At 59.8% G+C, this 21,988-nt stretch carries 25 protein-coding genes; 10 read left to right on the top strand and 15 right to left on the bottom strand.

Annotation, left to right across the window (positions count from 1 at the left end; translation table 11 throughout):
* Positions 1-105 precede the first annotated feature (105 nt).
* Both nhaA and AC3WWR_RS02525 read left to right on the top strand, forming a co-directional pair.
* Complete coding sequence (gene nhaA, locus AC3WWR_RS02530) at positions 106-1,299, top strand: Na+/H+ antiporter NhaA (RefSeq protein WP_020798116.1); 1,194 nt, start codon at positions 106-108, stop codon at positions 1,297-1,299.
* 28 nt (positions 1,300-1,327) lie between these two features.
* A complete protein-coding gene (locus tag AC3WWR_RS02525) occupies positions 1,328-2,023 on the top strand; it encodes a hypothetical protein (protein ID WP_225441878.1) in 696 nt (231 codons plus the stop codon).
* A 76-nt stretch (positions 2,024-2,099) separates the two neighbouring features.
* Here the strand turns inward: AC3WWR_RS02525 and AC3WWR_RS02520 are convergent, their stop codons facing one another.
* Positions 2,100-2,564 carry an outer membrane lipoprotein gene (locus AC3WWR_RS02520; RefSeq protein WP_020798113.1) on the bottom strand — a complete coding sequence of 155 codons (465 nt, stop codon included), beginning with the start codon at positions 2,562-2,564 and terminating at the stop codon, positions 2,100-2,102.
* A gap of 166 nt (positions 2,565-2,730) precedes the next feature.
* On the opposite strand from AC3WWR_RS02520, the gene AC3WWR_RS02515 reads away from it, so the two are divergent.
* A complete protein-coding gene (locus tag AC3WWR_RS02515; RefSeq protein WP_033043204.1) occupies positions 2,731-2,967 on the top strand; it encodes a hypothetical protein in 237 nt (78 codons plus the stop codon).
* 5 nt (positions 2,968-2,972) lie between these two features.
* On the opposite strand, the gene pdxH is transcribed toward AC3WWR_RS02515, so the two are convergent.
* From pdxH to dinG, 5 genes are all read right to left on the bottom strand, one after another.
* Positions 2,973-3,620 carry a pyridoxamine 5'-phosphate oxidase gene (gene pdxH / locus AC3WWR_RS02510; RefSeq protein ID WP_020798111.1) on the bottom strand — a complete coding sequence of 216 codons (648 nt, stop codon included), beginning with the start codon at positions 3,618-3,620 and terminating at the stop codon, positions 2,973-2,975.
* 24 nt (positions 3,621-3,644) lie between these two features.
* Positions 3,645-4,745, bottom strand: coding sequence for an OmpA family protein (locus AC3WWR_RS02505; RefSeq protein WP_432669117.1), 1,101 nt, complete (start codon positions 4,743-4,745; stop codon positions 3,645-3,647).
* 113 nt (positions 4,746-4,858) lie between these two features.
* Complete coding sequence (locus AC3WWR_RS02500) at positions 4,859-6,004, bottom strand: serine hydrolase domain-containing protein (protein ID WP_020798109.1); 1,146 nt, start codon at positions 6,002-6,004, stop codon at positions 4,859-4,861.
* Between the two features lie 170 nt (positions 6,005-6,174).
* A complete protein-coding gene (locus AC3WWR_RS02495) occupies positions 6,175-8,685 on the bottom strand; it encodes a beta-agarase (protein WP_454866632.1) in 2,511 nt (836 codons plus the stop codon).
* Positions 8,686-8,780: 95 nt separating this feature from the next.
* Positions 8,781-10,925, bottom strand: coding sequence for an ATP-dependent DNA helicase DinG (gene dinG / locus AC3WWR_RS02490; protein WP_008056816.1), 2,145 nt, complete (start codon positions 10,923-10,925; stop codon positions 8,781-8,783).
* A 99-nt stretch (positions 10,926-11,024) separates the two neighbouring features.
* Here dinG and AC3WWR_RS02485 point away from each other — a divergent pair, with 99 nt between their 5' ends.
* Positions 11,025-11,489: a CopD family protein gene (locus tag AC3WWR_RS02485; RefSeq protein ID WP_033043209.1), complete on the top strand. Its 465-nt coding sequence runs from the start codon at positions 11,025-11,027 to the stop codon at positions 11,487-11,489.
* A 46-nt stretch (positions 11,490-11,535) separates the two neighbouring features.
* Here AC3WWR_RS02485 and AC3WWR_RS02480 read toward each other — a convergent pair whose 3' ends face one another.
* From AC3WWR_RS02480 to AC3WWR_RS02465, 4 genes are all read right to left on the bottom strand, one after another.
* Positions 11,536-12,294 (bottom strand): collagen-like triple helix repeat-containing protein, encoded by a 759-nt coding sequence (locus AC3WWR_RS02480; protein WP_020798104.1) that lies wholly within the window; start codon positions 12,292-12,294, stop codon positions 11,536-11,538.
* A complete protein-coding gene (locus tag AC3WWR_RS02475) occupies positions 12,287-12,565 on the bottom strand; it encodes a DUF1145 domain-containing protein (RefSeq protein WP_454866631.1) in 279 nt (92 codons plus the stop codon). Before AC3WWR_RS02475 ends, AC3WWR_RS02480 begins: the two co-directional genes overlap by 8 nt.
* A gap of 147 nt (positions 12,566-12,712) precedes the next feature.
* On the bottom strand, positions 12,713-13,429 hold the full coding sequence (locus AC3WWR_RS02470) for a PA1041 family peptidoglycan-binding anchor lipoprotein (protein WP_033043213.1): 717 nt from the start codon (positions 13,427-13,429) through the stop codon (positions 12,713-12,715).
* Between the two features lie 90 nt (positions 13,430-13,519).
* Positions 13,520-14,215 (bottom strand): PA1041 family peptidoglycan-binding anchor lipoprotein, encoded by a 696-nt coding sequence (locus AC3WWR_RS02465; protein WP_020798101.1) that lies wholly within the window; start codon positions 14,213-14,215, stop codon positions 13,520-13,522.
* A 190-nt stretch (positions 14,216-14,405) separates the two neighbouring features.
* Between AC3WWR_RS02465 and AC3WWR_RS02460 the strand changes: the two genes are divergently transcribed.
* The 4 genes from AC3WWR_RS02460 (at position 14,406) to AC3WWR_RS02445 (ending at position 16,207) form a co-directional block, all read left to right on the top strand.
* Positions 14,406-14,903 carry a DUF6231 family protein gene (locus tag AC3WWR_RS02460; protein WP_020798100.1) on the top strand — a complete coding sequence of 166 codons (498 nt, stop codon included), beginning with the start codon at positions 14,406-14,408 and terminating at the stop codon, positions 14,901-14,903.
* 4 nt (positions 14,904-14,907) lie between these two features.
* Positions 14,908-15,384 (top strand): YchJ family protein, encoded by a 477-nt coding sequence (locus tag AC3WWR_RS02455; protein ID WP_008056808.1) that lies wholly within the window; start codon positions 14,908-14,910, stop codon positions 15,382-15,384.
* A 125-nt stretch (positions 15,385-15,509) separates the two neighbouring features.
* A complete protein-coding gene (locus tag AC3WWR_RS02450) occupies positions 15,510-16,004 on the top strand; it encodes an LEA/WHy family protein (RefSeq protein WP_020798099.1) in 495 nt (164 codons plus the stop codon).
* Positions 16,001-16,207, top strand: coding sequence for an SEC-C metal-binding domain-containing protein (locus AC3WWR_RS02445; RefSeq protein WP_008056806.1), 207 nt, complete (start codon positions 16,001-16,003; stop codon positions 16,205-16,207). Before AC3WWR_RS02450 ends, AC3WWR_RS02445 begins: the two co-directional genes overlap by 4 nt.
* Positions 16,208-16,278: 71 nt before the next feature.
* On the opposite strand, the gene AC3WWR_RS02440 is transcribed toward AC3WWR_RS02445, so the two are convergent.
* Complete coding sequence (locus tag AC3WWR_RS02440; protein ID WP_454866687.1) at positions 16,279-16,845, bottom strand: cysteine hydrolase family protein; 567 nt, start codon at positions 16,843-16,845, stop codon at positions 16,279-16,281.
* A gap of 309 nt (positions 16,846-17,154) precedes the next feature.
* Here AC3WWR_RS02440 and AC3WWR_RS02435 point away from each other — a divergent pair, with 309 nt between their 5' ends.
* Positions 17,155-17,565 (top strand): GNAT family N-acetyltransferase, encoded by a 411-nt coding sequence (locus tag AC3WWR_RS02435; protein ID WP_492598431.1) that lies wholly within the window; start codon positions 17,155-17,157, stop codon positions 17,563-17,565.
* A gap of 3 nt (positions 17,566-17,568) precedes the next feature.
* Here the strand turns inward: AC3WWR_RS02435 and def are convergent, their stop codons facing one another.
* The 3 genes from def to AC3WWR_RS02420 form a co-directional block, all read right to left on the bottom strand.
* Positions 17,569-18,108 carry a peptide deformylase gene (gene def, locus AC3WWR_RS02430; protein WP_020798095.1) on the bottom strand — a complete coding sequence of 180 codons (540 nt, stop codon included), beginning with the start codon at positions 18,106-18,108 and terminating at the stop codon, positions 17,569-17,571.
* A gap of 2 nt (positions 18,109-18,110) precedes the next feature.
* On the bottom strand, positions 18,111-19,070 hold the full coding sequence (locus AC3WWR_RS02425) for a YihY/virulence factor BrkB family protein (protein WP_020798094.1): 960 nt from the start codon (positions 19,068-19,070) through the stop codon (positions 18,111-18,113).
* A gap of 174 nt (positions 19,071-19,244) precedes the next feature.
* Positions 19,245-19,436, bottom strand: coding sequence for a CsbD family protein (locus tag AC3WWR_RS02420; protein ID WP_020798093.1), 192 nt, complete (start codon positions 19,434-19,436; stop codon positions 19,245-19,247).
* A 197-nt stretch (positions 19,437-19,633) separates the two neighbouring features.
* Here AC3WWR_RS02420 and AC3WWR_RS02415 point away from each other — a divergent pair, with 197 nt between their 5' ends.
* Complete coding sequence (locus AC3WWR_RS02415; RefSeq protein ID WP_008019269.1) at positions 19,634-20,011, top strand: hypothetical protein; 378 nt, start codon at positions 19,634-19,636, stop codon at positions 20,009-20,011.
* Positions 20,012-20,101: 90 nt separating this feature from the next.
* Here AC3WWR_RS02415 and fadD1 read toward each other — a convergent pair whose 3' ends face one another.
* The gene (gene fadD1, locus AC3WWR_RS02410) at positions 20,102-21,802 is read right to left on the bottom strand and encodes a long-chain-fatty-acid--CoA ligase FadD1 (RefSeq protein ID WP_020798092.1); all 1,701 of its coding nucleotides are present in this window, start codon (positions 21,800-21,802) and stop codon (positions 20,102-20,104) included.
* Positions 21,803-21,988: the final 186 nt, after the last annotated feature.

Below are 21,988 nucleotides of genomic sequence, written 5' to 3'. Positions count from 1 at the left end.
CGTGCTGTTACGACATATAACAAAAAAGAATATAACTTTTGTTTTAACAACTAACGGTACGGGTTAGGGTGTGCCACCTTTTGACTTAATCGATGGAGAGCGACTGTGCCTCTGCGTAGCACGTTCACGCGTTTCTTTCAGCTGGAAGCTGCCAGCGGTCTGTTATTGATCGCCGCGGCTATCCTCGCGCTGATCATCAATAACTCCCCGCTGTCGTGGCTGTACAACGGCCTCCTGGAAACCCCCGTCGTCGCCCAGATCGGCGCGCTGAAAATCGCCAAGCCCCTGCTCCTATGGATCAATGACGGGCTGATGGCGATGTTCTTCCTCTTGATCGGGCTGGAGGTCAAGCGCGAGGTCCTCGACGGGCAACTGTCCAAGCCGTCGCAGATCGTCCTGCCCGGCGCAGCCGCCATTGGCGGCATGGTCGTGCCAGCGTTGATCTACTGGTTCCTCAACCGCGACAACCCGCCGGCCCTGAACGGCTGGGCGATCCCGACAGCCACCGACATCGCTTTCGCGCTGGGTGTACTGGCGTTGCTGGGCAAACGCGTTCCGGTCTCGCTGAAGTTGTTCCTGATGACCCTGGCGATCATCGACGACCTCGGCGCCATCATCATCATCGCGATTTTTTACTCCGGCGAGCTGTCGACCCTGTCCCTGGCACTGGCTGCAGCCTGCATCGCGGCGCTGATCGGAATGAACCGGCTCGGCGTGGTAAAGCTCGGACCGTACATGATCATCGGCCTGATCCTCTGGGTCTGCGTACTCAAGAGCGGTGTGCATGCCACGCTGGCGGGCGTGACCCTGGCCTTCTGCATACCGTTGCGCACGAAAAACGCCGAACCGTCGCCCCTGCTGACACTGGAACACGCGCTGCACCCTTGGGTGGCCTACGGCATCCTGCCGTTGTTCGCCTTCGCCAACGCCGGCCTGTCGCTGAGTGGCGTTACCGCCGAGAGCTTCACCCATAACGTGCCAATGGGCATCGCGATTGGCCTGCTTCTGGGCAAGGCAATCGGCGTCTACGGCCTGACCTGGCTGGCGGTGAAAACCGGCATCGCCGCCCTGCCCCAGGGTGCCAATTGGGGCCAGGTACTGGGTGTCGCGATTCTTTGCGGCATAGGCTTCACCATGAGCCTGTTTGTCGGTTCGCTGGCCTTTGAGCCAGGCGTGAGTGACTACGCGGGGATGGATCGGATGGGGATTCTCACCGGTTCGATTCTGGCGGCCTTGATTGGCTATGCCGTCACGGCTGCGGCGAGTCGCAAGCCTGCACTGCAAACGGCGCACCTGTAGGACCAAGCTGGCTCCAGGCGGCGTTCCGATGGACGTCAACGATGATGCGGGAAATCTGAAACCCAACGGTGTTTTCAGGTTTTTCGCGAGCAAGCTCGCTCCTACAAAAAACCGTACAGAACTTCGGATTCTTCCTACGAGCTTTACGGAAGCTGCCTGCATAAATCCCCAAGCCTTTCTCGTTAACGTTGCGATTTGTGACCGTGCCTTTTGCTTTATGCAGACATGGTCAAATTCAGCAATTTTGGAGAGGGTTATGGCGCTACGTCAGGAACTGATGCCCCCGCACCTTTGCGAAACCAAGGTTGCTCGCCTTGCAAACCTTGCTGCGCAAATTGATGGCGCAAATCAGGATCAGACCAGGGATCAGCTGGCTCAATTCAATCGAGAGGCTATGACGGATCTGACCTCTCTCGATTTTCCAGGTATTGACGAAGCCCAGGATCATGACACTTGGGTTCGCCAGATCCTGATGGGGCCTTATGAGCGCCGCCTGAAGGATATCTCCCAACCTGAAATGATCGAAATGGCTCGAAGAGTCATGGATGCGGATATCCCGGAACACGCCACCTGCTTTTGGCTGCAAATGTTGGCCCTCAATATTCCAGATGCTCGTATTTCCGATCTTTTTATCTGGCCCGGCGAATATTTTGGTGATGGGGACGACGCTCGAGAATTAATACCCGAGCAAGTCATTGAAACAGCCCTAAAGAACGATTTTTAGCCCGATGCCGGAAACCGGCGCAAAAAAAACCCGACCAGTCACCCTGGTCGGGGTTTTCTCTTACCCGTATTACCGCTTAGTGAGAAACGCGACTGGTGCCATCAACCGTGGCAATACGCACGCGCTCGCCGACGCGGAACACTTCGTTTTCCTGAACCTGCTGCACGTAGGCACGCATGCTGCCGTCGTCTTCACGCACGGTGATCTCCACGCCCTGGGTGCGGGTCAGGCCTTCTTCGGTAGCCGAGCCCAGCAGCCCGCCGGCCACTGCGCCGATGACCGCTGCGACGATACTGCCTCGGCCGCCGCCGATGGCACTGCCGCCAACTCCGCCGACCACTGCACCCGCAGCGCCGCCGATCGGGGTCTTGGTACCTTCGATTTTCACCGGCCGCAGGGCTTCGATGGTGCCCATGCGAATCGTCTGCACGCGACGCGCTTCGTCACGGGAATAGGAGTCACCGGTCAAGCTCGATTGGCAGCCAGTGAGCAACATCGCCATGGTGGAAAAGGAAGCAACCAGCAGAACAGACTTACGCATAGCATCAACTCCAAAGGACAAGTAACCATTAAACTCCGCAGCTGAACGCCTGTCACGGCCTTGCCTGGAGAAAATTGCTTCGATTCAGGCTCTGTACAGGCCCCTTGACGAGCTCACCACACAGTTGTGGCTATTTGCAAAACTGCGCAACTGACCAGGGATCTATATGGATTACTTTATCATTGTCGTCACAACCGTCGCTGGACTGTACTTCCATGGGTGGCTATATGTGCGCATCAGACGCTGGATGGACCGTGACCTGGCATTAGCGCTGGCTGGCAAGGACGAGCAGAAAAAAGCCTTCATGCTCGAACAGTTGGCAAGCGCTCATGCGCAGAAAATCAAGCGTCGAGACCTGCCGCGGTGGCTCGAGGCCGCAGCGGCAAGCTATTCCGAGCGGTAGACTGCTTAAGGCGCCAGACGTTCAAGAATCCAGTTGGCGCCCTGCAGACGATAGTTGAGCCGGTCGTGCAGACGGCTTGGACGACCCTGCCAGAACTCGATGCGCTCTGGCAGCAAACGATACCCACCCCAATGTTCAGGGCAATGTGGCTGGGTATCGCTGAAACGCTGCTCGGTATCCTTGAGCAGCGACTCCAGTTCGCTACGATCGGCTATCACCCGGCTCTGCGGCGAAGCCCAGGCACCGAGGCGGCTGCCCAGCGGGCGCACCTGATAATACGCATCGGACTCCTCGGGCGTGACCTTCACCACCCGACCTTCAATCCGTACCTGACGCTCCAGCGTCGGCCAGAAAAACGTCATGGCCGCGAATGGATTCGCCTCCAGCTGCTGGCCTTTGGCGCTGTCGTAGTTGGTGAAAAAGGTGAAGCCCTGCGCATCCAGTCCCTTGAGCAGCAGAATCCGGCAATGCGGCCGCCCGTCCTGGTCGACAGTGGCCAAGGTCATGGCATTAGCCTCCACCGGTGCCTGCTCGGTTTTCACCGCATCGGCAAACCATTGGTGGAACAGCGCAAACGGCTCGGCCGGGGCTTGTGCCTCAGTCAGGCCATCACGGGTGTAGTCGCGGCGCATATCAGCCAGGGCCTTGGTCATGGCGCAATCCTTATGGTTAACGAATCACTTCTTTGTGGTATCGGCGGCGACTTTGGTCGCGTCGGCAGCGGCTTTGGCCGGTGCGGTCTTTTTCGCTGGCGTTGCGGTTTTAGCCGGTGCCTTCTTGGCTGGAGCCTTGGCGGCTTTCTTGGCCGGCGCTTTTTTCGCCACCGGTGCAGCCGCTTTCTTCGCTTCGCTTGGTGCTGGAGTCACAGGCTTGGCCACCGGCTTGATGTCCTGGGTTGCAACCACGCGCACAGGCGCCGGGGCCGGCATATTGTACTTGCTCAGCAACGCGACCATGGTGTTTTGCGGCGTTACCAACAGCTCCACTCGACGGTTCAAGGCGCGGCCCTCAACGCTGTCGTTGGCGGCACGCGGAGCTTCGCCGCCCATGCCACGCAGCATCAGGCGATCACGCTGCAGACCACTGAGGCGGAAGATCGCCGCCACGGACTGCGCACGCTCCTGACTCAGCTTCACATTGGCGGGCGCTGCGCCCGAGGTATCGCTGTGGCCGAGTACCAGCACGGCGGTCTTCGGGTCAGCTTCAAGGATTTTCGCAACGCGAGTGAACGGGCCGAGCGTCACCGGCAAGAGCATGGCCGGGCGGTCCGGGTTGAACGAGCCCTCTACGGGCGCGGTCACCACCAATACGTTTTCACGGCGTTCGAGTTGCAGGTTGCTGTCCTTGATCGCTGTGCGCAGACGCGGTTCGTAGTCGTCCAGCCAAGCCTGGGTGACTTTCGGATCGGGCATCGGCACGGCTTTGGCTGTGCTCTGCTCTTTGCCACCAAACGGCCACCACCACTTGCCATCTGCATCAGCCTCAGCCTTGGCCTTGGCCACTTCGACCGGCTTGGCTGCAGGTTTTACTTCTGGTTTTTTATCGAGCGCTTCCTCGGAACCGAACGGCCAGTACCAAGGGCTGGAACTCTCAGCCTTGGCAACCGGTGCGGCAACGGGTTTCAGCGCTGCCGGGGCTGGCGCTGGCTCCTTGGCCGCGACTTTGTCGGAAGACCCGAACGGCCACCAGCTGCCGCCGTCTACATCACTTTTAGGAGTCTGTGCGCAACCTGTAATAGCGAAGCACAGTGCCAAGGCGAGGGTGGGTTTGGTTGACATTGGATATCCACAAAAATGAAGTAGTTAAAATCAGGCCGGATCGGCCCGCATAAACAGACGGTTGGAAACTGAAAAGGCCATCGGGTTCCAGCTCCGGAACCGTTGAGCGTGATTTACAGACAAGTGGCCAGTACCCGCACAAGCTTTTGTGCGCGCGGATCCATCAAGACGTACGGCCCCAGGGTATTTGTCACAAAACCGAACGCCACATCATGCTCGGGGTCGGCGAAACCAACGGAGCCGCCAGCACCCGGATGCCCGAACGCTCTCGCGCCCAGTCCGAAGGTGGCATTGGGCACATCCGGTTGATCGAGCATGCAGCCCAGGCCAAAGCGCGTTCGAGTCAATAAGGTCTTGTCCTCGCCGAGGCTGTGCTCGCGGGTCAGTTCATCGAGCAACTCGCCTTCGAGCAGGCTGCCATCGAGCAACCCGGTGTAAAACCCGGCCAGGCTACGGGCATTGCCGTGGCCATTGGCCGCCGGCTGCTGCATGCGTCGCCACTCCGGCTTGTTGGTACTGGTCAGAACCGACGGCGGATTGGTGAAAGCGCGGGTGGTCATGGCCGCTGGCTCACGCATGGTCACTTGCAGCAGGCGCTGGGCCGCCGCATCGCCGACATTGCCCTTGCCGCGGGCAATGTGCGCCACGCGATAGAACTCTTCATCGGCCAGACCGACGTGAAAATCCAGGCCCAAAGGCTTGGCAACCCGCGCCACGATGGACTCACCGGGACCACGACCATCCGCACGGCGCAACAGTTCTCCGACCAGCCAGCCATAAGTGATGGCCGCATAACCGTGACCTTCGCCTGGCGTCCACCAGGGCGTTTCGGCGGCCAGCGCCTCGACCATGGTTGGCCAGTCGTACAGCGCTTCGGGAGCAAGCAGCTCGCGCAACGCCGGCAGCCCGGCCTGATGGCAAAGCAGCTGGCGCAAGGTGACCGATTCTTTGCCTGCGGCGGCGAATTCCGGCCAGTAGCGAGCCACCGGGGCATCCAGTTGCAGCTTGCCTTCAGCCACCAGCTGCAGGGCGGTGACGGCGGTGAAGGTCTTGGTGCAGGAGAACAGGTTGGCAATAGTGTCGCTGTGCCAGGCTTCGGCCCCGTCCTTGTCGGCGGTGCCGGACCACAGGTCGACGACGGTTTCGCCGCCGATCTGGATGCACAACGCGGCGCCACGTTCCTGAGGATCGTCGAACAACGCCGCGAACGCTTCGCGCACTGCCTCGAACTTAAGCTCGTAATGACCCTGAATCTGCACCCGCGACTCCCCGAAGAACGTTCTGTAAAAGTGGCCCGCATTGTTCCAGCCCTTGAGGGTTTTGGGAACAGGTGCGGGCTGGGCGGTCAATCACTCGCAAAAATGACTGGACATTTGGAGTGTCTGTTCAGGCGCCTTCGCGAGCAGGCTCGCTCCCACAGGGATCGGACTCAATGACCTTTGCCGGAATGCCCACCAGCGCCCTTCCCCGGGCCTTTCCCGGCTTCGGCCTTGCGCCCGCCCTCGGCGTCGTGGCTGGCTTTGTCGACCTCAGCTGCAGCCTTCCGGGCCTCTTTGCCCAACTGATCAAGCGCCGACAGGTTGCTCTTGCGCACACTGTCGACAAAGCCCTGGAATGGCAGATCGGTAACGCCTACCAAGCCAAAGTGACCATTTTCGCCATCCAGCAGGCGCCCGGTCACGGGTTGGTCAAGGTATTGAAACCAGTGCAACCCGACAATCGACGGTTCGTTCAGCGCCTGTTTCAGGAAATTCGCGTAGGCCGGGCCACGGTCTTCTTCCTTCGCCAATTGCGTCACGCCGCCCCAGAACGGGCCGCGATCGGTTGAGCCAAAGTTGAATTCGGTGATCAACACCGGCTTGTCGAGGCTGCGCAGTTGAGCGAAGTCGTAACCATCCTGCGGTTGCAAGGTGTACATGTTGAAGCTCAGGACGTCGCAATACTGCGCACAGGACTCCACGGCTTCCGGGGTGCTGATGGCGAACCGGCCACCGAGCAGCAACTGGTTGGGCGCGTGCCACTTGAGGGAATCGGAAATGGTCTTGAAGTAGGTGTCGGCGAAAACCTTCTGGAAATATTTGAAGTCAGCCTCGATTTCCGGGTGCTCGGCGCTTGGCAACGGCGGTACGAAGCCTGGGTCTTCCATCAGTTCCCAGGCCGGCAGATCGATACCCCAGGCTTTCGACAAGCCCGCCTGGTTGCGGTATTTGTCGCGCAACTGCTTGAGGAACGCGCGCTTGGCCGGCACGTCGGTGGTCATTTTCAAGGTGGCGTACGCCAGCGCGTAACGGGCTTTCGGGTCGTCGCCGGGACCGGCCCAGGCCAGTTCGTTATCGGCGAAGTAACCGATCAGCCATGGATCGTCACGGTGATCGCGGGCGGCAATGGCCACGGCGCGCTCGGTCGCCATGGCGAAACGCGGGTCGAACGGGTCGGGCATCCCGCCCCACCAGTCGCTGCCGGTGCTGATGCTGGCGTAATCGCCGACGATCGACAGTGGCAAGGTGTAGGGAACGCGTTCCGCGTCACCCAGGCTCGAGGCGCTCCAGTTGCCGAGGGTGTTGAAGCCCCAGGCTTGCAGGCGATCGAGGGTGTGAGCGGTCCAGCGTTGTTCATCAAACGTCGCCTTGCACGGCTCGACAGGTGTTGGCTCCGCGGCTTTCGCCACCGTCGCATCGACGGCGCCGGCCTTGGCGGCTTCGGCGACACCGGATTCGGCGGTTGATGGCGCGACGGTGGGCTCGGCAGCCTTCTCGGCCGTTGCCTCTACCGCGTCAGCCTTGGCCGCCTCAGCGACTCCGGCTTTGTTATTGCTACCCAATGCACAGGGGTCGCCATACAGACGCTGCAGATTGGCGCCGTAGAAGTCGTACCACTGGCCAAAGTTGAAGCCGCGGCCCTGATCCACACCATTACCACCGCGGTTATCACCTTCACCGTAGTGACTGGCCAGCGGCTCGTCAGCCTTGGGCAGGGATTCGAACATCCATTCACGACCGGCGACGTAGGTCTGGTTGACGTCCGCCGTAACGGCATTGACCCCCAGCGAGTAGAACGGGTGACCTTGTGGCGTCACCAGGTACCAGCGGCCGTCGCGTTTTTCTGTGCGAAAAAAGCCGCTGGCCTTGAACGTCGGCCCGTTGGTCCACCCGCCGAACTTGTCCAGGGAAGACTTTTCGCGCTCAGCCAGCCAGGTTTTCAGCTGCTGTTGCTCCTTGGCGGCGACGCTTTTCAGTTGTTCGTCGCTGCTGATTTTTTCTGGCCATTTGGCCCGGGTCGATTGGCCATAAGTGTCCACCAACGCGCCATAGACCGTTTGGGTCACCCCTTCGCCGTCCTGCACCCCAAAACGCTCCAGCAGGATGCTTTGGGCAACTTTCGGCTGATCCATGGACAGGCTGACCGACACTACCTGGCTACGGTCCAGTTCACCGGCACTGCTGGCCAGCAGGACGCGCTGGCCGTCGACCGTCATCGGCATCGGTGGCCCCGCCTTCATGCCTTGGCTGAGCGGCGAAGTCGGCTGCAATGGCACCAGCAGGGTCTGCGCTGGGCCGGCTGGAAGATCGACGCGACTGACCAAAGTCTTGCCGTCGTTGCTCTGGATGGACACGTAGAGGGTCACGGCCCAGTTCATCGCGCTCTGGATCCGCAAGCTCATCACGCCCGACTGCGACCAGTCCCATGCCCCACTCTGCGGAGACAGGCGCAGGGTCGGCCGGGCTACCGGGTTGAACGTCACCCGACGCAGCACTTCACCCTCGGCGGTTTGTTCGGCGTTGGATTGCGGCAGGCTGGCGTCCTGGGTCGCCACCTGGACTACATCGGCGGGGCGCACAAAGTTGAACAGCGTCTGTTGGCCTGCGGGTGCGGCCAACAAGGGCGTTGCGAACAGGGCAAGAACGGCAGGTAGCGAGCGACGCACATAACGGCGAATCATGAGAACGATATTCTCCCTAGCGACCCGGATGGGCCAATGGAAAAGCGATGGTAGAGAGATAGACAGCGCGGTGGGCAAAACTGCCCACCGGTTTATCAGGAAATTTCACGTCGGAAGGGAGGTAACGCATTGAGGATCGCCTTGCCATAGCGCTGGGTGACCAGGCGCCGATCGAGCAAGGTGATGGTGCCGCGGTCCTCTTCGGTGCGCAGCAGGCGGCCGCAGGCCTGGACCAGTTTCAGCGAGGCATCGGGAACCGAGATTTCCATGAATGGATTGCCACCACGGGCCTCGATCCATTCGGCCAATGCCGCTTCCACCGGGTCATCCGGTACCGAGAATGGAATCTTCGCGATCACCACGTGCTCGCAGTACGCGCCCGGCAAGTCGACCCCTTCGGCGAAACTCGCCAGGCCGAACAACACGCTCGAATCCCCGCCATCGACACGCGCCTTGTGCTTGTTCAGGGTTTCCTGCTTCGACAGGTTGCCTTGAATGAACACTTGCTTGCGCCAGTCGCGATCCAGGCCATCGAACACGTCCTGCATCTGCTTGCGCGAGGAAAACAGTACCAGCGTGCCCCTTGAGCCTTCGACCAGTTCCGGCAGATCGCGGATGATCGCCGCGGTATGGGCCGCTGCATCCCGCGGATCGGCGTTCAGGTTCGGCACCCGCAACACGCCGGCGTCGGCGTGATGGAACGGGCTCGGCACCACGGCGGTCACGGCCTTTTTCGGCAGGCCGGCGCGCATGCGAAAGCGGTCGAAGGTGCCCAGGGCAGTCAAGGTCGCGGAGGTTACGAGCGCACCATAGGCCACGTTCCACAGGTTGCGCCGGAGCATTTCCGCCGCCAGGATGGGACTGGCGTTGACCTCGATATCGAACAGCGAGCCGCTTTCCGACAAGGTCAGCCAGCGCGCCATGGGCGGGTTGTCTTCGGGGTCTTCAGCGGTGAACGCGACCCACAACTCCCAGTTGCCCGAAGAACGGGACAACAGGCTGCCGAACAGCGGATACCACTCCTCGGCCTGGTTACTGGCGATGCCGATATTGACCTCGCCGTCCATGCCTTCCTTGAGCAATTCAGTGAGGCGGGTGAACAAATCAGTCAGGCGCGCAAAGCCTTTCTTCAGTTCGATGCCCATTTCGCGCATGTGCTCGGGAATCACCCCGCCGACGAAACGGTGACGCGGGCGTTCGCGGCCTTCGACGTCTTCGCCGGGCTTGAAATCGGCAGCCTGTTCGCAGGCGGTGAACATGAACTGCTGCTGCGTCTTGATCTCCCGCGCCAGCTCTGGCACTTGCTCGATCAGTTTGCCCAGGTCACCCGGCAAGGGATGCTGGGCCAGCAGCTTGGTGAGGTTCTTGGCGGTGGTTTCCAGCCAATCGGCGGTGGAGCGCAGGCGCGTGTAGTGGGCGAAATGACCGATGGCCTTGTCCGGCAGGTGATGGCCTTCGTCGAACACATAGATGGTGTCGCGTGGATCGGGCAGCACGGCACCGCCACCGAGTGCCAGGTCTGCCAGGACCATGTCGTGGTTGGTGACAATCACATCGACCTTGCCCATGCCTTCGCGGGCCTTGTAGAAGGCGCACTGGCCGAAGTTCGGGCAATGGCGGTTGGTGCACTGGCTGTGATCGGTGGTCAGGCGCGCCCAGTCGGCGTCCTCCAGGGCAGTGGACCAGCTGTCGCGGTCACCGTCCCACTTATTGCCGGCGAGTTTCTCGATCATGCTGGTAAACAGCTTCTGACTGGCCTCATCGACCTCGATCTTGAAACCTTCTTCCTCGAACAACTGGGCAGTGGCGGTTTGTGCGTGACCTTCCTGGAGCAACATGTCGAGCTTGGACAGGCACATGTAGCGCCCACGCCCCTTGGCCAGCGCAAAACTGAAATTCAACCCGCTGTTGCGCATCAGGTCGGGCAGATCCTTGTAGACGATCTGCTCTTGCAAGGCGACGGTGGCCGTGGCAATCACCAGGCGCTTTCCGGCCGCCTTGGCCGTGGGGATGGCCGCCAGGCTGTAGGCCACGGTCTTGCCGGTACCGGTGCCGGCTTCCACCGCGACAATCGCGGGGTCGCCACTGCGCCGGCCTTCGTCGTCGGTGTCGATGTCACCGAGGACCTTGGCGATTTCGGCGATCATCAGGCGTTGGCCGTAACGCGGCTTGAGGCTCTTCGCTTCGAGAAAACGCGAATAGGCGCCCTGGATCGTGGTTTTGAGTTCAGTGCTGATCATGAATTGTCGGGCGCAAAAAACGCTGGATAAATTTTCAGTAGTTCGGTTCGGCCGCTATCATACCCCGCTAATGAATCCCGCGCAGAACGGAGTAACCCGATGACACCTTTTAGCCTCATATATAGCCTGCATGTACTGGCGGCCCTGGTCTGGGTCGGCGGCATGTTTTTCGCCTGGATGGTCTTGCGCCCCGCGGCCTTGAAGGCGTTGGAGGGCCCTGCCCGGTTGAAGCTGTGGCTAGAAGTGTTTCAGGGTTTTTTCCGCTGGGTCTGGGTCGCGGTACTGTTGTTGCCGATCAGCGGCGTGGGCATGATTCATCTGCAATACACAGGATTTGAAGCCGCGCCGCGTTACGTGCAGGTGATGATGGGGTTGTATGTGGTGATGACCGCGCTGTTCATACGGATCCAGGCGTTGATGTTGCCGGAGTTGCGCGCCGCGGTGACAACCCAGGATTGGCCGGCGGGAGCTGCGGTGCTGGGGAGGATTCGCCGGTTGGTGGGGATCAATCTGATTGTAGGTCTGGTGTTGGTGGCGATTGCGGCGGTTCGGCCGACGTTGTGATCGGTCCCACGCTCTGCGTGGGAACGATCGGTCTGGGGGATGGGGGTTACAACCGCTGCACCGTCACCGAACCTGCAGCCCCCTCCTCTCCCGGTTGCCCGTCCAGGCCAGGCTTGCCACTCTTGCCGCCATCGGCCTTGTAGACCAGGCAACCCTTGGCTTTACCGCCCGCCCCCGGCTTACCACCTGGCCCGGCCACGCCACCGGCACCGCCGGCCACTTGAACCTTGATCTTGTCTGCGGGGTAATCGCGAGGCACCGCCAGCCTGACCGCCGCGCCAGGCGCACCGGCCTGGCCATTGCTGCCATCGCTGCCGTCGGCACCGCGACCCGCCTGGCCCCAGGCGCAACCTGGTGCCTGGCCGTTGGCCCCGTCGAGGCCGACGAATCCTGGTGCGCCCGCGCCACCGCGACCATCCACCAGCAGTTGCGGTGCCGTCAGTGCCTTGATCTGCAAGTTCAGGTTGCGCCCGGAGCGGGCAGCCTTCTGGTAAGTCCCCGGTGCGCCGCGCGCGGTGATCTGGCTGCCCTCGGACAGCTCGGCTCGGTTGACCTTCAACTCCAGCGCCTGCTCACCAGGGACGATGGTAATCCGCGCGTCACGGCCCAGGCGCAGTTCACCAACGCTGACTTCGGTCACGTTCGAGGGAATCAGCAAGGTGCCGTAGTCGGCCACTTCCAGGCGTTCCAGTTGCAAGGTGCTGGCAGTGTTGGGCAGGCGCATCAGCGAGTTGGTTTCGACACTCACCACCTGGGCGCAAGCCAATGGGCTGATGAGGGCGGCGAGCAGACAGAATTTACGCATGGGAAGCCTTAGACGGGGTGGGAGCCGGGATGGTTTGCAGGTGGAAAACGCCGAAAAAGAGCACTTTCAAGCGATCGAGCCAAGGGTGGGCGCGGCCCCTGAGGCTGCGGTAGCAGAACAGCGCCTCCAGCAGATGAAGCCCCGCCAGCAGGCAGCCGGCCAGGTTGACCAACGGGTGCAGCGGATAGATGAACGGCGTGAGCAGATTGAGCAGCACCACCAGCCAGAACACCAGGGTCAACAGCTTCCCCAGCCCCCATATCACGTTCATACGCACCCCCGATCAGAATTATTATTTGCTCGCACAGTAACGGCTTCCACGCGGGATAAGCCAGAGGGCAAGCGAAAATTCCGGACGAAGATGGCAAATGGCCGACGGAACGACGTAAATCATCGCCCGACGGCTCTATTGCGCGGTTCAGCGATTGATGTGCAACTCCACGCGGCGGTTTTGCGCGCGTCCTTCTTCGGTATCATTATCGGCAACGGGCTCGCTCTCGCCCTTGCCTTCGCTGGTGACTTTATTGGGCGCAACGTGCTGGCTGAGCAGATACTCGGCGACGCTGCTGGCACGTTTTTGCGACAGTTCCTGGTTGTATTCATCCGACCCAACGCTGTCGGTATGCCCGACCACCTTGATGCTCGCGACGCTGGGGTCCTGCAGTTTACCCATCACCGAATCCAACTTGCTTTGCATGCTGGGGGTCAAGTCAGCGCTATTGAAGGCAAACAGCACATCGTCGGCATCGCTCAGGGTAATGACTTCGGCTTGCACAGGTTCAGCCTTCACGCTGGCCGGGTATTGCGGCAGCGGGCAGCCATGATGTTCCACAGGGGTATTGGCGGGCGTGTCGGGGCAGCGATCGCGACGGTCGAATACGCCATCATCGTCTTCGTCGCCATCCTGGGCATAACAGATCAAACCACCGCTCAAGATCCCGAGCGCCGCTCCACCGGCCGCCCAACCGCTACTTTGGATAGCGCCCAGACCTCCACCGACGAGTCCGCCGATGAGGCTGCAGATCGGCCAGGTACGTTGATTGAGGGGGGCGGTGCCATCGCTGTGAGTAGCGCAACCGGTCAACAGGCTGCCAAGCAGCAGAACCGGCAAGACGGTCCTTGTGAAATTGCTCATTTTTGAAAGCTCCTGTGCCACCGGCCGATGCCGGTTACACAGGAGTAAAGACCCGCATCCACGACTGCACAAGCCGTGGATGCGAGGGCTCTAGCGGTTGATTTTGATTTCCGTGCGACGGTTCATCGCGCGACCGTCAGCAGTTTTGTTGTCGGCAACCGGCTGGCTTTCCCCGGCCCCGGAGACCGATACGAAGCTACTGCGAGGCACACCACTTTCGATCAGGTATTCCACCACCGAATGCGCGCGGCGGTCCGACAGTTTCTGGTTGTAGGCATCGCTGCCCACGCTGTCGGTGTGACCGGTCACGGTCAGTTGGGCGCTGGCTGCTTCCTGTTTCAGGCGAGTGGCGATGGTGTTGAGCTTCTCTTTATCGGCGGCTGTCAGCTTGGCCGAGTCGAACTGGAAGTTGACATCGCGGATGACGATGGTTTCTTCCTTGACGACCACGACCTCTTCAACCACTGGAGCAGGCGCTGGTGGTGGGCAACCATCGGCATCGACCTTCACGCCCCGTGGCGTGCCCGGGCACTTGTCGCGGCTATCGAGCACACCATCGCCATCTTCGTCACCATCACCGTGAACCCAGCAATAGGCTGCCGCCGTAGCACCGACTACCAACGCGCCATAACCGGCCCATGATGAACTCTCGGTCGCGCCGAGACCCGCACCTACGACACCACCGACCGCGGCACAGGTCGGCCAGTCGGTTTTCTGCAAACCTGCGCAACCAGTCAACACACTGGTTAGCAGAACCAGGGGTAATGCTGTCCGAACTATGCTCATCTAGTTTTCTCCTGAAGGATCGGCTTAGAACCGATTCAGGGAGTAAAGACCGGAGTTTTAATCTCCGCCAGCAATAGGCCATGGCAGTTTTATCTCGTGTTCACAGGGGATCGTGACTTTTCACGCAAAGCCGCTCTAGGATCGAACAAGCGGGCAGGCTAGTCTTGGCAAATCTGATTGAGGATCTTCAATGAATGCAGGTATTTCTTCACGCACGCCGCAGCAGGCGCTGGCTGCTTTGCTGGACCGTTATGCCCCTGCGCGCCTGTTGTTGATTGGCGCCAGCGAATTCCCCGCGCTTGAGGCCTTCAAGCTTGCGCATCCGGACAGCAGCGTGGCGCATACGGCGCCCGGACCGCTGCCTGCCGAGCTGGCGGCGCGCCGCTTTGACCTCGCGCTGGTGGTCGACTGCCTCGAACACCTGCCCAAGCGAGATGGGCTGAACCTGCTCGGTGGCATTCGCAACCTCAATGCCAGCCGCATCGCGGTGCTGGCCGACTTGCCCGCGAGCGGCTGGCAGGAAACCGATTTTTTCTCCCTGGCACTGCAAGCCAGCGAACGCTTCCAGCGTGACGAGCAGGTGCTGACGCTGTTCACTTATGATCTGCTTGACTACAAACAAGTACCCGACTGGCTCAACTCGCGGTTCTGGGCCAATCCGGAAAACTTTGGGAAATACTGGTGGTAACGCAATGAGTACATCCATTTGCCCTTGCGGCAGCGGCACCCTGCTCGATGCCTGCTGCGGCCATTACCATGCCGGACATCCGGCACCCTGCGCCGAAGCCCTGATGCGCTCGCGCTACAGCGCCTACGTGCTGGGCCTGATCGATTACCTGGTGGCCACCACCCTGCCCGCCCAGCAAAGCGGGCTCGATCGCCAATCGATTACTGACTGGAGTGCCCAGAGCACCTGGCTGGGCCTTGAAGTCGAAAGCTCCGAAGTGCTCGGCGGCCAGCCGGAGCATGCCTTCGTCACGTTCACCGCACGCTGGCACGACGGCAGCGGCGAGCACAGCCATCGTGAACGCTCATCGTTTGTACAGAATGCCGGACGCTGGTACTTCATCGACCCTACCGTGCAACTGGACATCGGGCGCAACGACGCCTGCCCTTGCGCGAGCGGGCACAAGTTCAAGAAGTGCTGTTCGGGGTATTTCGGTAGCTGATACAAGGTCAAAAGATCGCAGCCTGCGGCAGCTCCTACGTCGAATTGACGTACACCTTGTAGGAGCTGCCGAAGGCTGCGATCTTTTAGCGGCTAGACTGGGGTTCTAGGGAGAGAAAAACGACTATGATCACCCAGCAACTCGCACGCATTCTGCTCATACTGGCTCTTTGCCTGGGGCTCGGCGGCTGCGCGTCCTGGTTCAGTAACGATGAGCCAGACCCCGAGGTGCATCTGGTCAGGGTCGAAGTCGTGCGGGCCAAGCTGTTGGAGCAGCGGTTCGTCCTGCATTTTCGCATCGACAACCGCAATGACAGCGAGCTGACCGTGCGCGGCCTGGAGTACCGCATCCACTTGGGCGACATCCTGCTGGCCGAGGGCGAGCACGAGCACTGGATCACCGTAAACCCCAAGAGCAGTCGTTTTTACAAGGTGCCGATCCGCACCAACCTGTGGCCTAAGGTCAGGGACCTGGTCAAACAACTGAAAAACTCCGAGCAGGCCATTCCCTATCGTCTTGAAGGTGAGATGGAAACCGGTTTATTCATCGCTCACTACGTGCACCTGGCGCGTAATGGCGTGATAATCCCCGCCGATCTAATTCCGGAGCAACCTCGATGACCCAGCAACCCCATGTTCATGGCCCAGACTGCAACCACGATCATGACCATCACCAGCATGATCACGACCATGGCCATGTTCACGGCCCGAACTGCGGCCACGCCCACCAGGAACCGGTGCGCAACGCCTTGAAAGACGTCGGCCGCAACGATCCTTGCCCATGCGGCAACGGCAAGAAGTTCAAGAAGTGCCACGGCGCTTGATCGGCTGAATCCGATTCTCTGTAGGGGCTACGGGTGTATCAGGCTGGCCGCCTTCGCCGGCAAGCCGGCTCCTACAGGGTTTCAACCGCGTCCAGGATATGTGCGGTGCTGGTGACGGTGGCGTACTCGCCGTGCAAGTTCCCCAGCGACATCGCATGAACCTCTTCGGCTGAATGGGCATTGCCGAAAAAATCGGCCTTGTCGAAGGTAAAGCAGCCATCCTCCACGACCCAGGTCTCAAACCCCAGATTGCCTGCCGTGCGCGCCGTGGACTCCACCGAGTTGTGAGTCGCCACGCCAACGATAACCAGTTGCTCGATCCCCGCCTCGCGCAAAACGGCTTCCAGCCCCGTCGAACAAAACGCGTCCGGTACCTGTTTTTGAACGTGTCGTTCGCCAGGAGCAGGCAGAAACCGCGTCTGAAACTCCACCCCGGTCTGCCCAGGCCAGAACACTGAATCCTCTGAACGGGACAAATGTTGCACGTGAATCACCGGCCGAGCGCTACGGCGCCAATGGCCGAGCAGTTGCAGCATGCGCTCCTCGGCCTGGAGATTGTTCCGCCGACCGAGTTTGGGATGCAGGATGCCTTTCTGTTGGTCGATGATGATCAGCGTCGCGTTGGTCTTGAGCTCCATGCAGACTTCTCTCAGACGATTCAAAGGGGCAATTTTTGCAGATTTTTTCATAAGGACCGCTCCCATGTTGCATGGGAGCGGCCATCAACGCCGGCTCAGTGACCGAACACGCCTACCTTCTTGGCTTTCTTTTCGGTGCGCTTTTCGATGGCGGTTTTCAGCGGTTTTTTCTTCGCTGCTTTCTTCGAATCCATACCTTTGGACATGATGCGTACTCCACTGACTGGGGATGTGAGATCAGGTATACACCTATCTTCGGCGGCGTGTTCTTTTATAATCACCCGCTTTGCGCACCGACAGTCCAAGACCATGCCCGACACCCAGTACACCCGTCTCGACGAGCCGTCATGGCCGCTGATGAACAAGTTTTATCGCGCCCACCAATCGTCGATGAAGGCGGTCCGCGACGCACAATTGTGGGTTGCGCGGCGCGACGGGATCGTCGCGGCGCTGTGTTTGCGGCCGGTGTCCGGCGGGCATTGGTTGACCGGGCTGTTTGTCGACCCGGCCTGTCGCGGACAGGGTGTCGCCGCGGAATTGATCGCCGCCGCCACCCAAAACATTGAAAGCCCGGTATGGCTGTTCTGTCATCCGGACTTGCGTGATTTTTACCAACGTCGTGGCTTTGCCTTCGATCCGCCAATGCCCTACGCCATGGTCGAGCGCCTGAGTCGCTACGCGCGCAGCAAGCCGATGATTGCCATGGGCCTGGAGCCGTAACAGTCAGTCGTCTGCGTTGGGATCAAGGTCCGGGAACATCACCTCGGTAAACCCGAACTTGCTGAAATCGCTGATGCGCGACGGGTACAACCGACCGATCAGGTGATCGCACTCATGCTGCACCACCCGCGCGTGAAACCCTGAAGCGATACGCACGATCGGCTCGCCCTTGGGGTCGAACCCTTCGTAGCGGATGTGTTGATATCGATCCACCGCGCCGCGCAGGCCAGGCACCGACAGGCACCCTTCGAAACCTTCTTCCATCGTCGGGCTCAGCGGCGTGATCAGCGGATTGATCAGAATGGTCTGCGGCACCGCTTCGGCGTCCGGGTAACGTTCGCTGTGCTCAAACCCGAAGATCACCAGCTGCAGGTCGACTCCGATCTGCGGTGCGGCCAGGCCTACCCCGCCGACGCTTTCCATGGTCTGGAACATGTCGTCGATCAGTTGCCACAATTCGGGGCTGTCGAACATCTCGGCCGGCACTTGCGGGGCGATGCGCAGCAGGCGTTCATCGCCCATTTTCAGGATTTCACGGATCATGGTCAGGTTTCGTCAATGGTCGGTTTGGGTTTTGAATGATCCCGGCCCAGTCCCGACACGTGGTGTTTTTCCTCATGGACGGGTCCATGCTCGCCGGGAACCTTCTCGCCAGGGTCTTTGCCCTCTCGCGACATGTGCTCGATCACCGCATTCATTTCCGCTCCCAGCAGCAACACTGCGGCGGAAATGTAGAAGTACAGCAACAGCACGATGATCGCACCGATACTGCCATACATGGCGTTGTAGTTGGCGAATTCCTTGACGTACAAACCAAAGCCCAGGGACGCGATGATCCAAACCACCACTGACAGCACCGAACCTGGCGTGATGAAGCGGAACTCCTGTTTGACGTCGGGCATGACGTAGTAGATCAAAGCGACGGCAACCATCAACAAAATCACGATCATCGGCCAGCGCACGATGCTCCACAGCGTGACAATGAAGTACTCAAGACCAACTTGCGATGCGATCCAGCTCATCACCTGCGGCCCTAGCACCATCAGGGCGGCAGCGATAAGCAGCATACCGGCGATGCCGACGGTGTAGATGATCGACAGCGGAAAGCGCTTCCACGCCGGCCGGCCTTCAACCACATCGTAGGCGGCATTCATCGCGCTCATCATCAAGCGCACGCCGGCCGACGCGGTCCACAGGGCAATCACGATACCCACCGACAGCAGTCCCCCCTTGGATTGCTGGAGCTGGTCGATCACCGGGTTCACTTGCTCGAGCGCCTGGGGTGGCAACACCAGCTCCGATTGCAGGCGCAACCAGGAAAAAAAGTCTGGCAGATGCAGGAAGCCGATCAGGGCAATCAGGAACAGGATGAAAGGAAACAACGAAAACAGCATCTGATAGGCCAGCGCCGAGGCATAGGTCGACATCTCGTCATCGACGAACTCGGTGACCGTGCGCATCATCACACGGTGGATAGGCAGGCCTCTCATGTCTGGAAAAATCATTAGCGTCTCCATTCGCCGCAATCAAGATAGGGTTGAAGTCGTGGCGACTCAGGGGCTGTTTTCTACATCAAAGCAGTTTACTTGGCGACTTTGAAACGATTTCCGTGCTCAAGTTCAGGCTGACACAAAAACGGCCATCCGTGGATGGCCGTCGCGTTTGCCAATCAGGCCGAATCAGGCCTTGTCGACGCCTTTTTTGACAGCGTCCTTGGCTTTGCCCACGGCTTGCTGAGCTTCGCCTTTCTTTTCCTGCACAACGCCTTCGGCGCGCATCTTGTCGTTGCCGGTAGCCTTGCCAACGCCTTGCTTGACGTTACCAGCGGCTTCATTGGCCATGCCTTTAACTTTATCGCCTGTGCTGCTCATGGTATTTCTCCCGAACATATTGATGAATAAAGTGGTTACAGAAGGTTGACCGGAGGCGTTTGCACGGAGTTTCATTTATTTTTATCGCGACATTTCATCGATCCGAGCAGGTTGGGCTTTATGTTTACCGGCCAACCCCCGAGAATGCGCAACGTATTCAGGCCCTGGCGCTGAAGATCCAATTTTGTAGGAATGTTATGAAACTCGATAAAAAGCAGGCCATTGCCCGCAGAAATCAGGAACTCGGCGGTGCTGTGCTTGGCGTCAACAATTGCCACTTCACCGAACTGAACCGCAACCGCAACATCTGGTGGTTCGACATTCCGGTGTCGCGCCTGGCTGTTGGCCAGTACGAGTGGATTCACCTGCTGATGCACACGCCAGACACCGACGAACTGCTGCACCTGAAAGTGCCGACGGTGTTCCTGCGCGAAAAACTCGAAGGCCTGGTGGTACGCAACGAAGGCAAGCGCAAGGCGGCCCTGAGCCTGGAACTGAGCGCCGACAAGGACTCGTTCCTGCAGGACATGCGCCCGGCGGGCACCAACGTTAATTTCGCGCCGTTCCGCCAATAACGCCCCTCTTGCTTGATCGTTCCCACGCTCTGCGTGGGAACGATCAGAACACAAACAAAAAGCCCCGCATCTGCGGGGCTTTTTGTTTGATTACGCGGCGGTTTTCTTCGCGTTGATCTTCTTCAACTCTTCATCACGCAGTTCACGACGCAGGATCTTGCCGACGTTGGTGGTCGGCAGCGCATCGCGGAACTCCACCGCTTTTGGAACCTTGTAGCCGGTGACGTTGGCGCGCATGTGCTCCATCACCTGCTCCTTGGTCAGGGTCACGCCCGGCTTGGCGACGATGAATATCTTGATCGCCTCGCCCGATTTCTCGTCCGGTACACCAATGGCCGCGCATTGCAGCACGCCCGGCAGGGTCGCCAGCACGTCTTCGAGCTCGTTCGGGTACACGTTGAAGCCGGACACCAGGATCATGTCTTTCTTGCGATCGACAATGCGCATGTAGCCATCCGCCTGGATCAGCGCGATGTCGCCGGTTTTCAACCAGCCTTCGCTGTCGAGGATTTCATCAGTGGCTTCCTGGCGCTGCCAGTAGCCCTTCATGACTTGCGGGCCTTTCACGCACAACTCACCGATTTCGCCCAATGGCTGTTCGACACCGGCATCATTGACGATTTTGCACAGGGTCGACGGCACCGGAATGCCGATGGTGCCGATCTGGATGTTCTGGATCGGGTTGACCGTGGCCACAGGGCTGGTTTCGGTCATGCCGTAACCTTCGCAGATGGCGCAACCGGTGACTGCTTTCCAGCGCTCGGCCGCCGCCAGTTGCAGGGCCATGCCGCCGGACAGAGTGACTTTCAGCGCCGAAAAATCCAGCTTGCGGAAGCCTTCGTTGTTGCACAGGGCCACGAACAAGGTGTTGAGGCCGACGAAACCGCTGAACTTCCACTTCGACAGTTCCTTGACCATCGCCGGCAGGTCGCGCGGGTTGCTGATCAGGATGTTGTGGTTGCCGATCAGCATCATCGCCATGCAATGAAAGGTGAAGGCATAGATGTGGTACAGCGGCAGCGGCGTGATCAGGATCTCGCAGCCTTCATTAAGGTTGGAGCCCATCAACGCCTTGCACTGCAGCATGTTCGCCACCAGGTTGCGGTGGGTCAGCATCGCGCCCTTGGCGACGCCAGTGGTGCCGCCGGTGTATTGCAGCACCGCGACATCGCTGCTGGCCGGGCTGGCTTCGGTCACGGGCTGGCCATGGCCCTTGCTCAGCACATCGTTGAACTTGACGGCTTTGGGCAAGTGATAGGCCGGCACCATCTTCTTCACATACTTGATCACGCTGTTGATCAGCAGGCGCTTGAGCGGTGGCAGCAGGTCCGCCACTTCTGTGACGATTACATGCTTGACCCCGGTTTTCGGCACGACGGTTTCAGCCAGGTGCGCCATGTTGGCCAGGCAAACCAGGGCTTTGGCACCGGAGTCGTTGAACTGGTGCTCCATCTCCCGCGCGGTGTACAGCGGGTTGGTGTTGACCACGATCAAGCCGGCTCGGATGGCGCCGAAGACGGCAACCGGGTACTGCAACACGTTAGGCAGTTGCACGGCGATTCGATCGCCCGGCTGTAAATCGGTATGCTGTTGCAGGTAAGCGGCAAAGGCACCGGACAATTCGTACAGCTCACCGTAGGTGATTGTCCTGCCCAGGTTGCTGAATGCCGGTTTGTTGGCGAAGCGTTGGCAGGACTGCTTCAACACTGCCTGAATATTCGGGTACTCGTCTGGATTGATGTTGGCAGCAATTCCAGCTGGGTACTTATCCTTCCAAAAGTCTTCGATCATGGAAGCCCACTCCTCAGCAACGCGAATTCAACACCGCATTTGATGCGATTATTATTGGTGTTTGTCTATAGGTGAGTCTGGCTTTTACTAGGCCGAGAAGTCACAAAGCGCGCCGAGAGTAGCAGCTTTAAAAAGGGTCGACTAGAGCCAAAATCGGCCTCTACGGTCACAATAGTGACTCAAGAT

This window comes from Pseudomonas sp. EB271-G4-1, from assembly GCF_058791355.1.
Note: the sequence above shows the minus strand (reverse complement) of the source record. Positions and strands in the feature narration are given on the sequence as shown.

Excerpts from the sequence above, each read along its gene's own strand:
- def (WP_020798095.1), bottom strand. The coding sequence starts at position 18,108 with ATGATCCGTGAAATCCTGAAAATGGGCGATGAACGCCTGCTGCGCATC.
- AC3WWR_RS02505 (WP_432669117.1), bottom strand. The coding sequence starts at position 4,745 with ATGTCAACCAAACCCACCCTCGCCTTGGCACTGTGCTTCGCTATTACA.
- AC3WWR_RS02415 (WP_008019269.1), top strand. The coding sequence starts at position 19,634 with ATGAAACTCGATAAAAAGCAGGCCATTGCCCGCAGAAATCAGGAACTC.
- AC3WWR_RS02465 (WP_020798101.1), bottom strand. The coding sequence starts at position 14,215 with ATGAGCATAGTTCGGACAGCATTACCCCTGGTTCTGCTAACCAGTGTG.
- AC3WWR_RS02485 (WP_033043209.1), top strand. The coding sequence starts at position 11,025 with ATGACACCTTTTAGCCTCATATATAGCCTGCATGTACTGGCGGCCCTG.
- AC3WWR_RS02470 (WP_033043213.1), bottom strand. The coding sequence starts at position 13,429 with ATGAGCAATTTCACAAGGACCGTCTTGCCGGTTCTGCTGCTTGGCAGC.
- fadD1 (WP_020798092.1), bottom strand. The coding sequence starts at position 21,802 with ATGATCGAAGACTTTTGGAAGGATAAGTACCCAGCTGGAATTGCTGCC.
- AC3WWR_RS02425 (WP_020798094.1), bottom strand. The coding sequence starts at position 19,070 with ATGATTTTTCCAGACATGAGAGGCCTGCCTATCCACCGTGTGATGATG.
- AC3WWR_RS02520 (WP_020798113.1), bottom strand. The coding sequence starts at position 2,564 with ATGCGTAAGTCTGTTCTGCTGGTTGCTTCCTTTTCCACCATGGCGATG.
- AC3WWR_RS02495 (WP_454866632.1), bottom strand. The coding sequence starts at position 8,685 with ATGATTCGCCGTTATGTGCGTCGCTCGCTACCTGCCGTTCTTGCCCTG.
- pdxH (WP_020798111.1), bottom strand. The coding sequence starts at position 3,620 with ATGACCAAGGCCCTGGCTGATATGCGCCGCGACTACACCCGTGATGGC.
- AC3WWR_RS02525 (WP_225441878.1), top strand. The coding sequence starts at position 1,328 with ATGGACGTCAACGATGATGCGGGAAATCTGAAACCCAACGGTGTTTTC.
- AC3WWR_RS02515 (WP_033043204.1), top strand. The coding sequence starts at position 2,731 with ATGGATTACTTTATCATTGTCGTCACAACCGTCGCTGGACTGTACTTC.
- AC3WWR_RS02475 (WP_454866631.1), bottom strand. The coding sequence starts at position 12,565 with ATGAACGTGATATGGGGGCTGGGGAAGCTGTTGACCCTGGTGTTCTGG.
- AC3WWR_RS02445 (WP_008056806.1), top strand. The coding sequence starts at position 16,001 with ATGACCCAGCAACCCCATGTTCATGGCCCAGACTGCAACCACGATCAT.
- AC3WWR_RS02435 (WP_492598431.1), top strand. The coding sequence starts at position 17,155 with ATGCCCGACACCCAGTACACCCGTCTCGACGAGCCGTCATGGCCGCTG.
- AC3WWR_RS02420 (WP_020798093.1), bottom strand. The coding sequence starts at position 19,436 with ATGAGCAGCACAGGCGATAAAGTTAAAGGCATGGCCAATGAAGCCGCT.
- AC3WWR_RS02480 (WP_020798104.1), bottom strand. The coding sequence starts at position 12,294 with ATGCGTAAATTCTGTCTGCTCGCCGCCCTCATCAGCCCATTGGCTTGC.
- AC3WWR_RS02460 (WP_020798100.1), top strand. The coding sequence starts at position 14,406 with ATGAATGCAGGTATTTCTTCACGCACGCCGCAGCAGGCGCTGGCTGCT.
- AC3WWR_RS02450 (WP_020798099.1), top strand. The coding sequence starts at position 15,510 with ATGATCACCCAGCAACTCGCACGCATTCTGCTCATACTGGCTCTTTGC.
- AC3WWR_RS02455 (WP_008056808.1), top strand. The coding sequence starts at position 14,908 with ATGAGTACATCCATTTGCCCTTGCGGCAGCGGCACCCTGCTCGATGCC.
- dinG (WP_008056816.1), bottom strand. The coding sequence starts at position 10,925 with ATGATCAGCACTGAACTCAAAACCACGATCCAGGGCGCCTATTCGCGT.
- AC3WWR_RS02440 (WP_454866687.1), bottom strand. The coding sequence starts at position 16,845 with ATGGAGCTCAAGACCAACGCGACGCTGATCATCATCGACCAACAGAAA.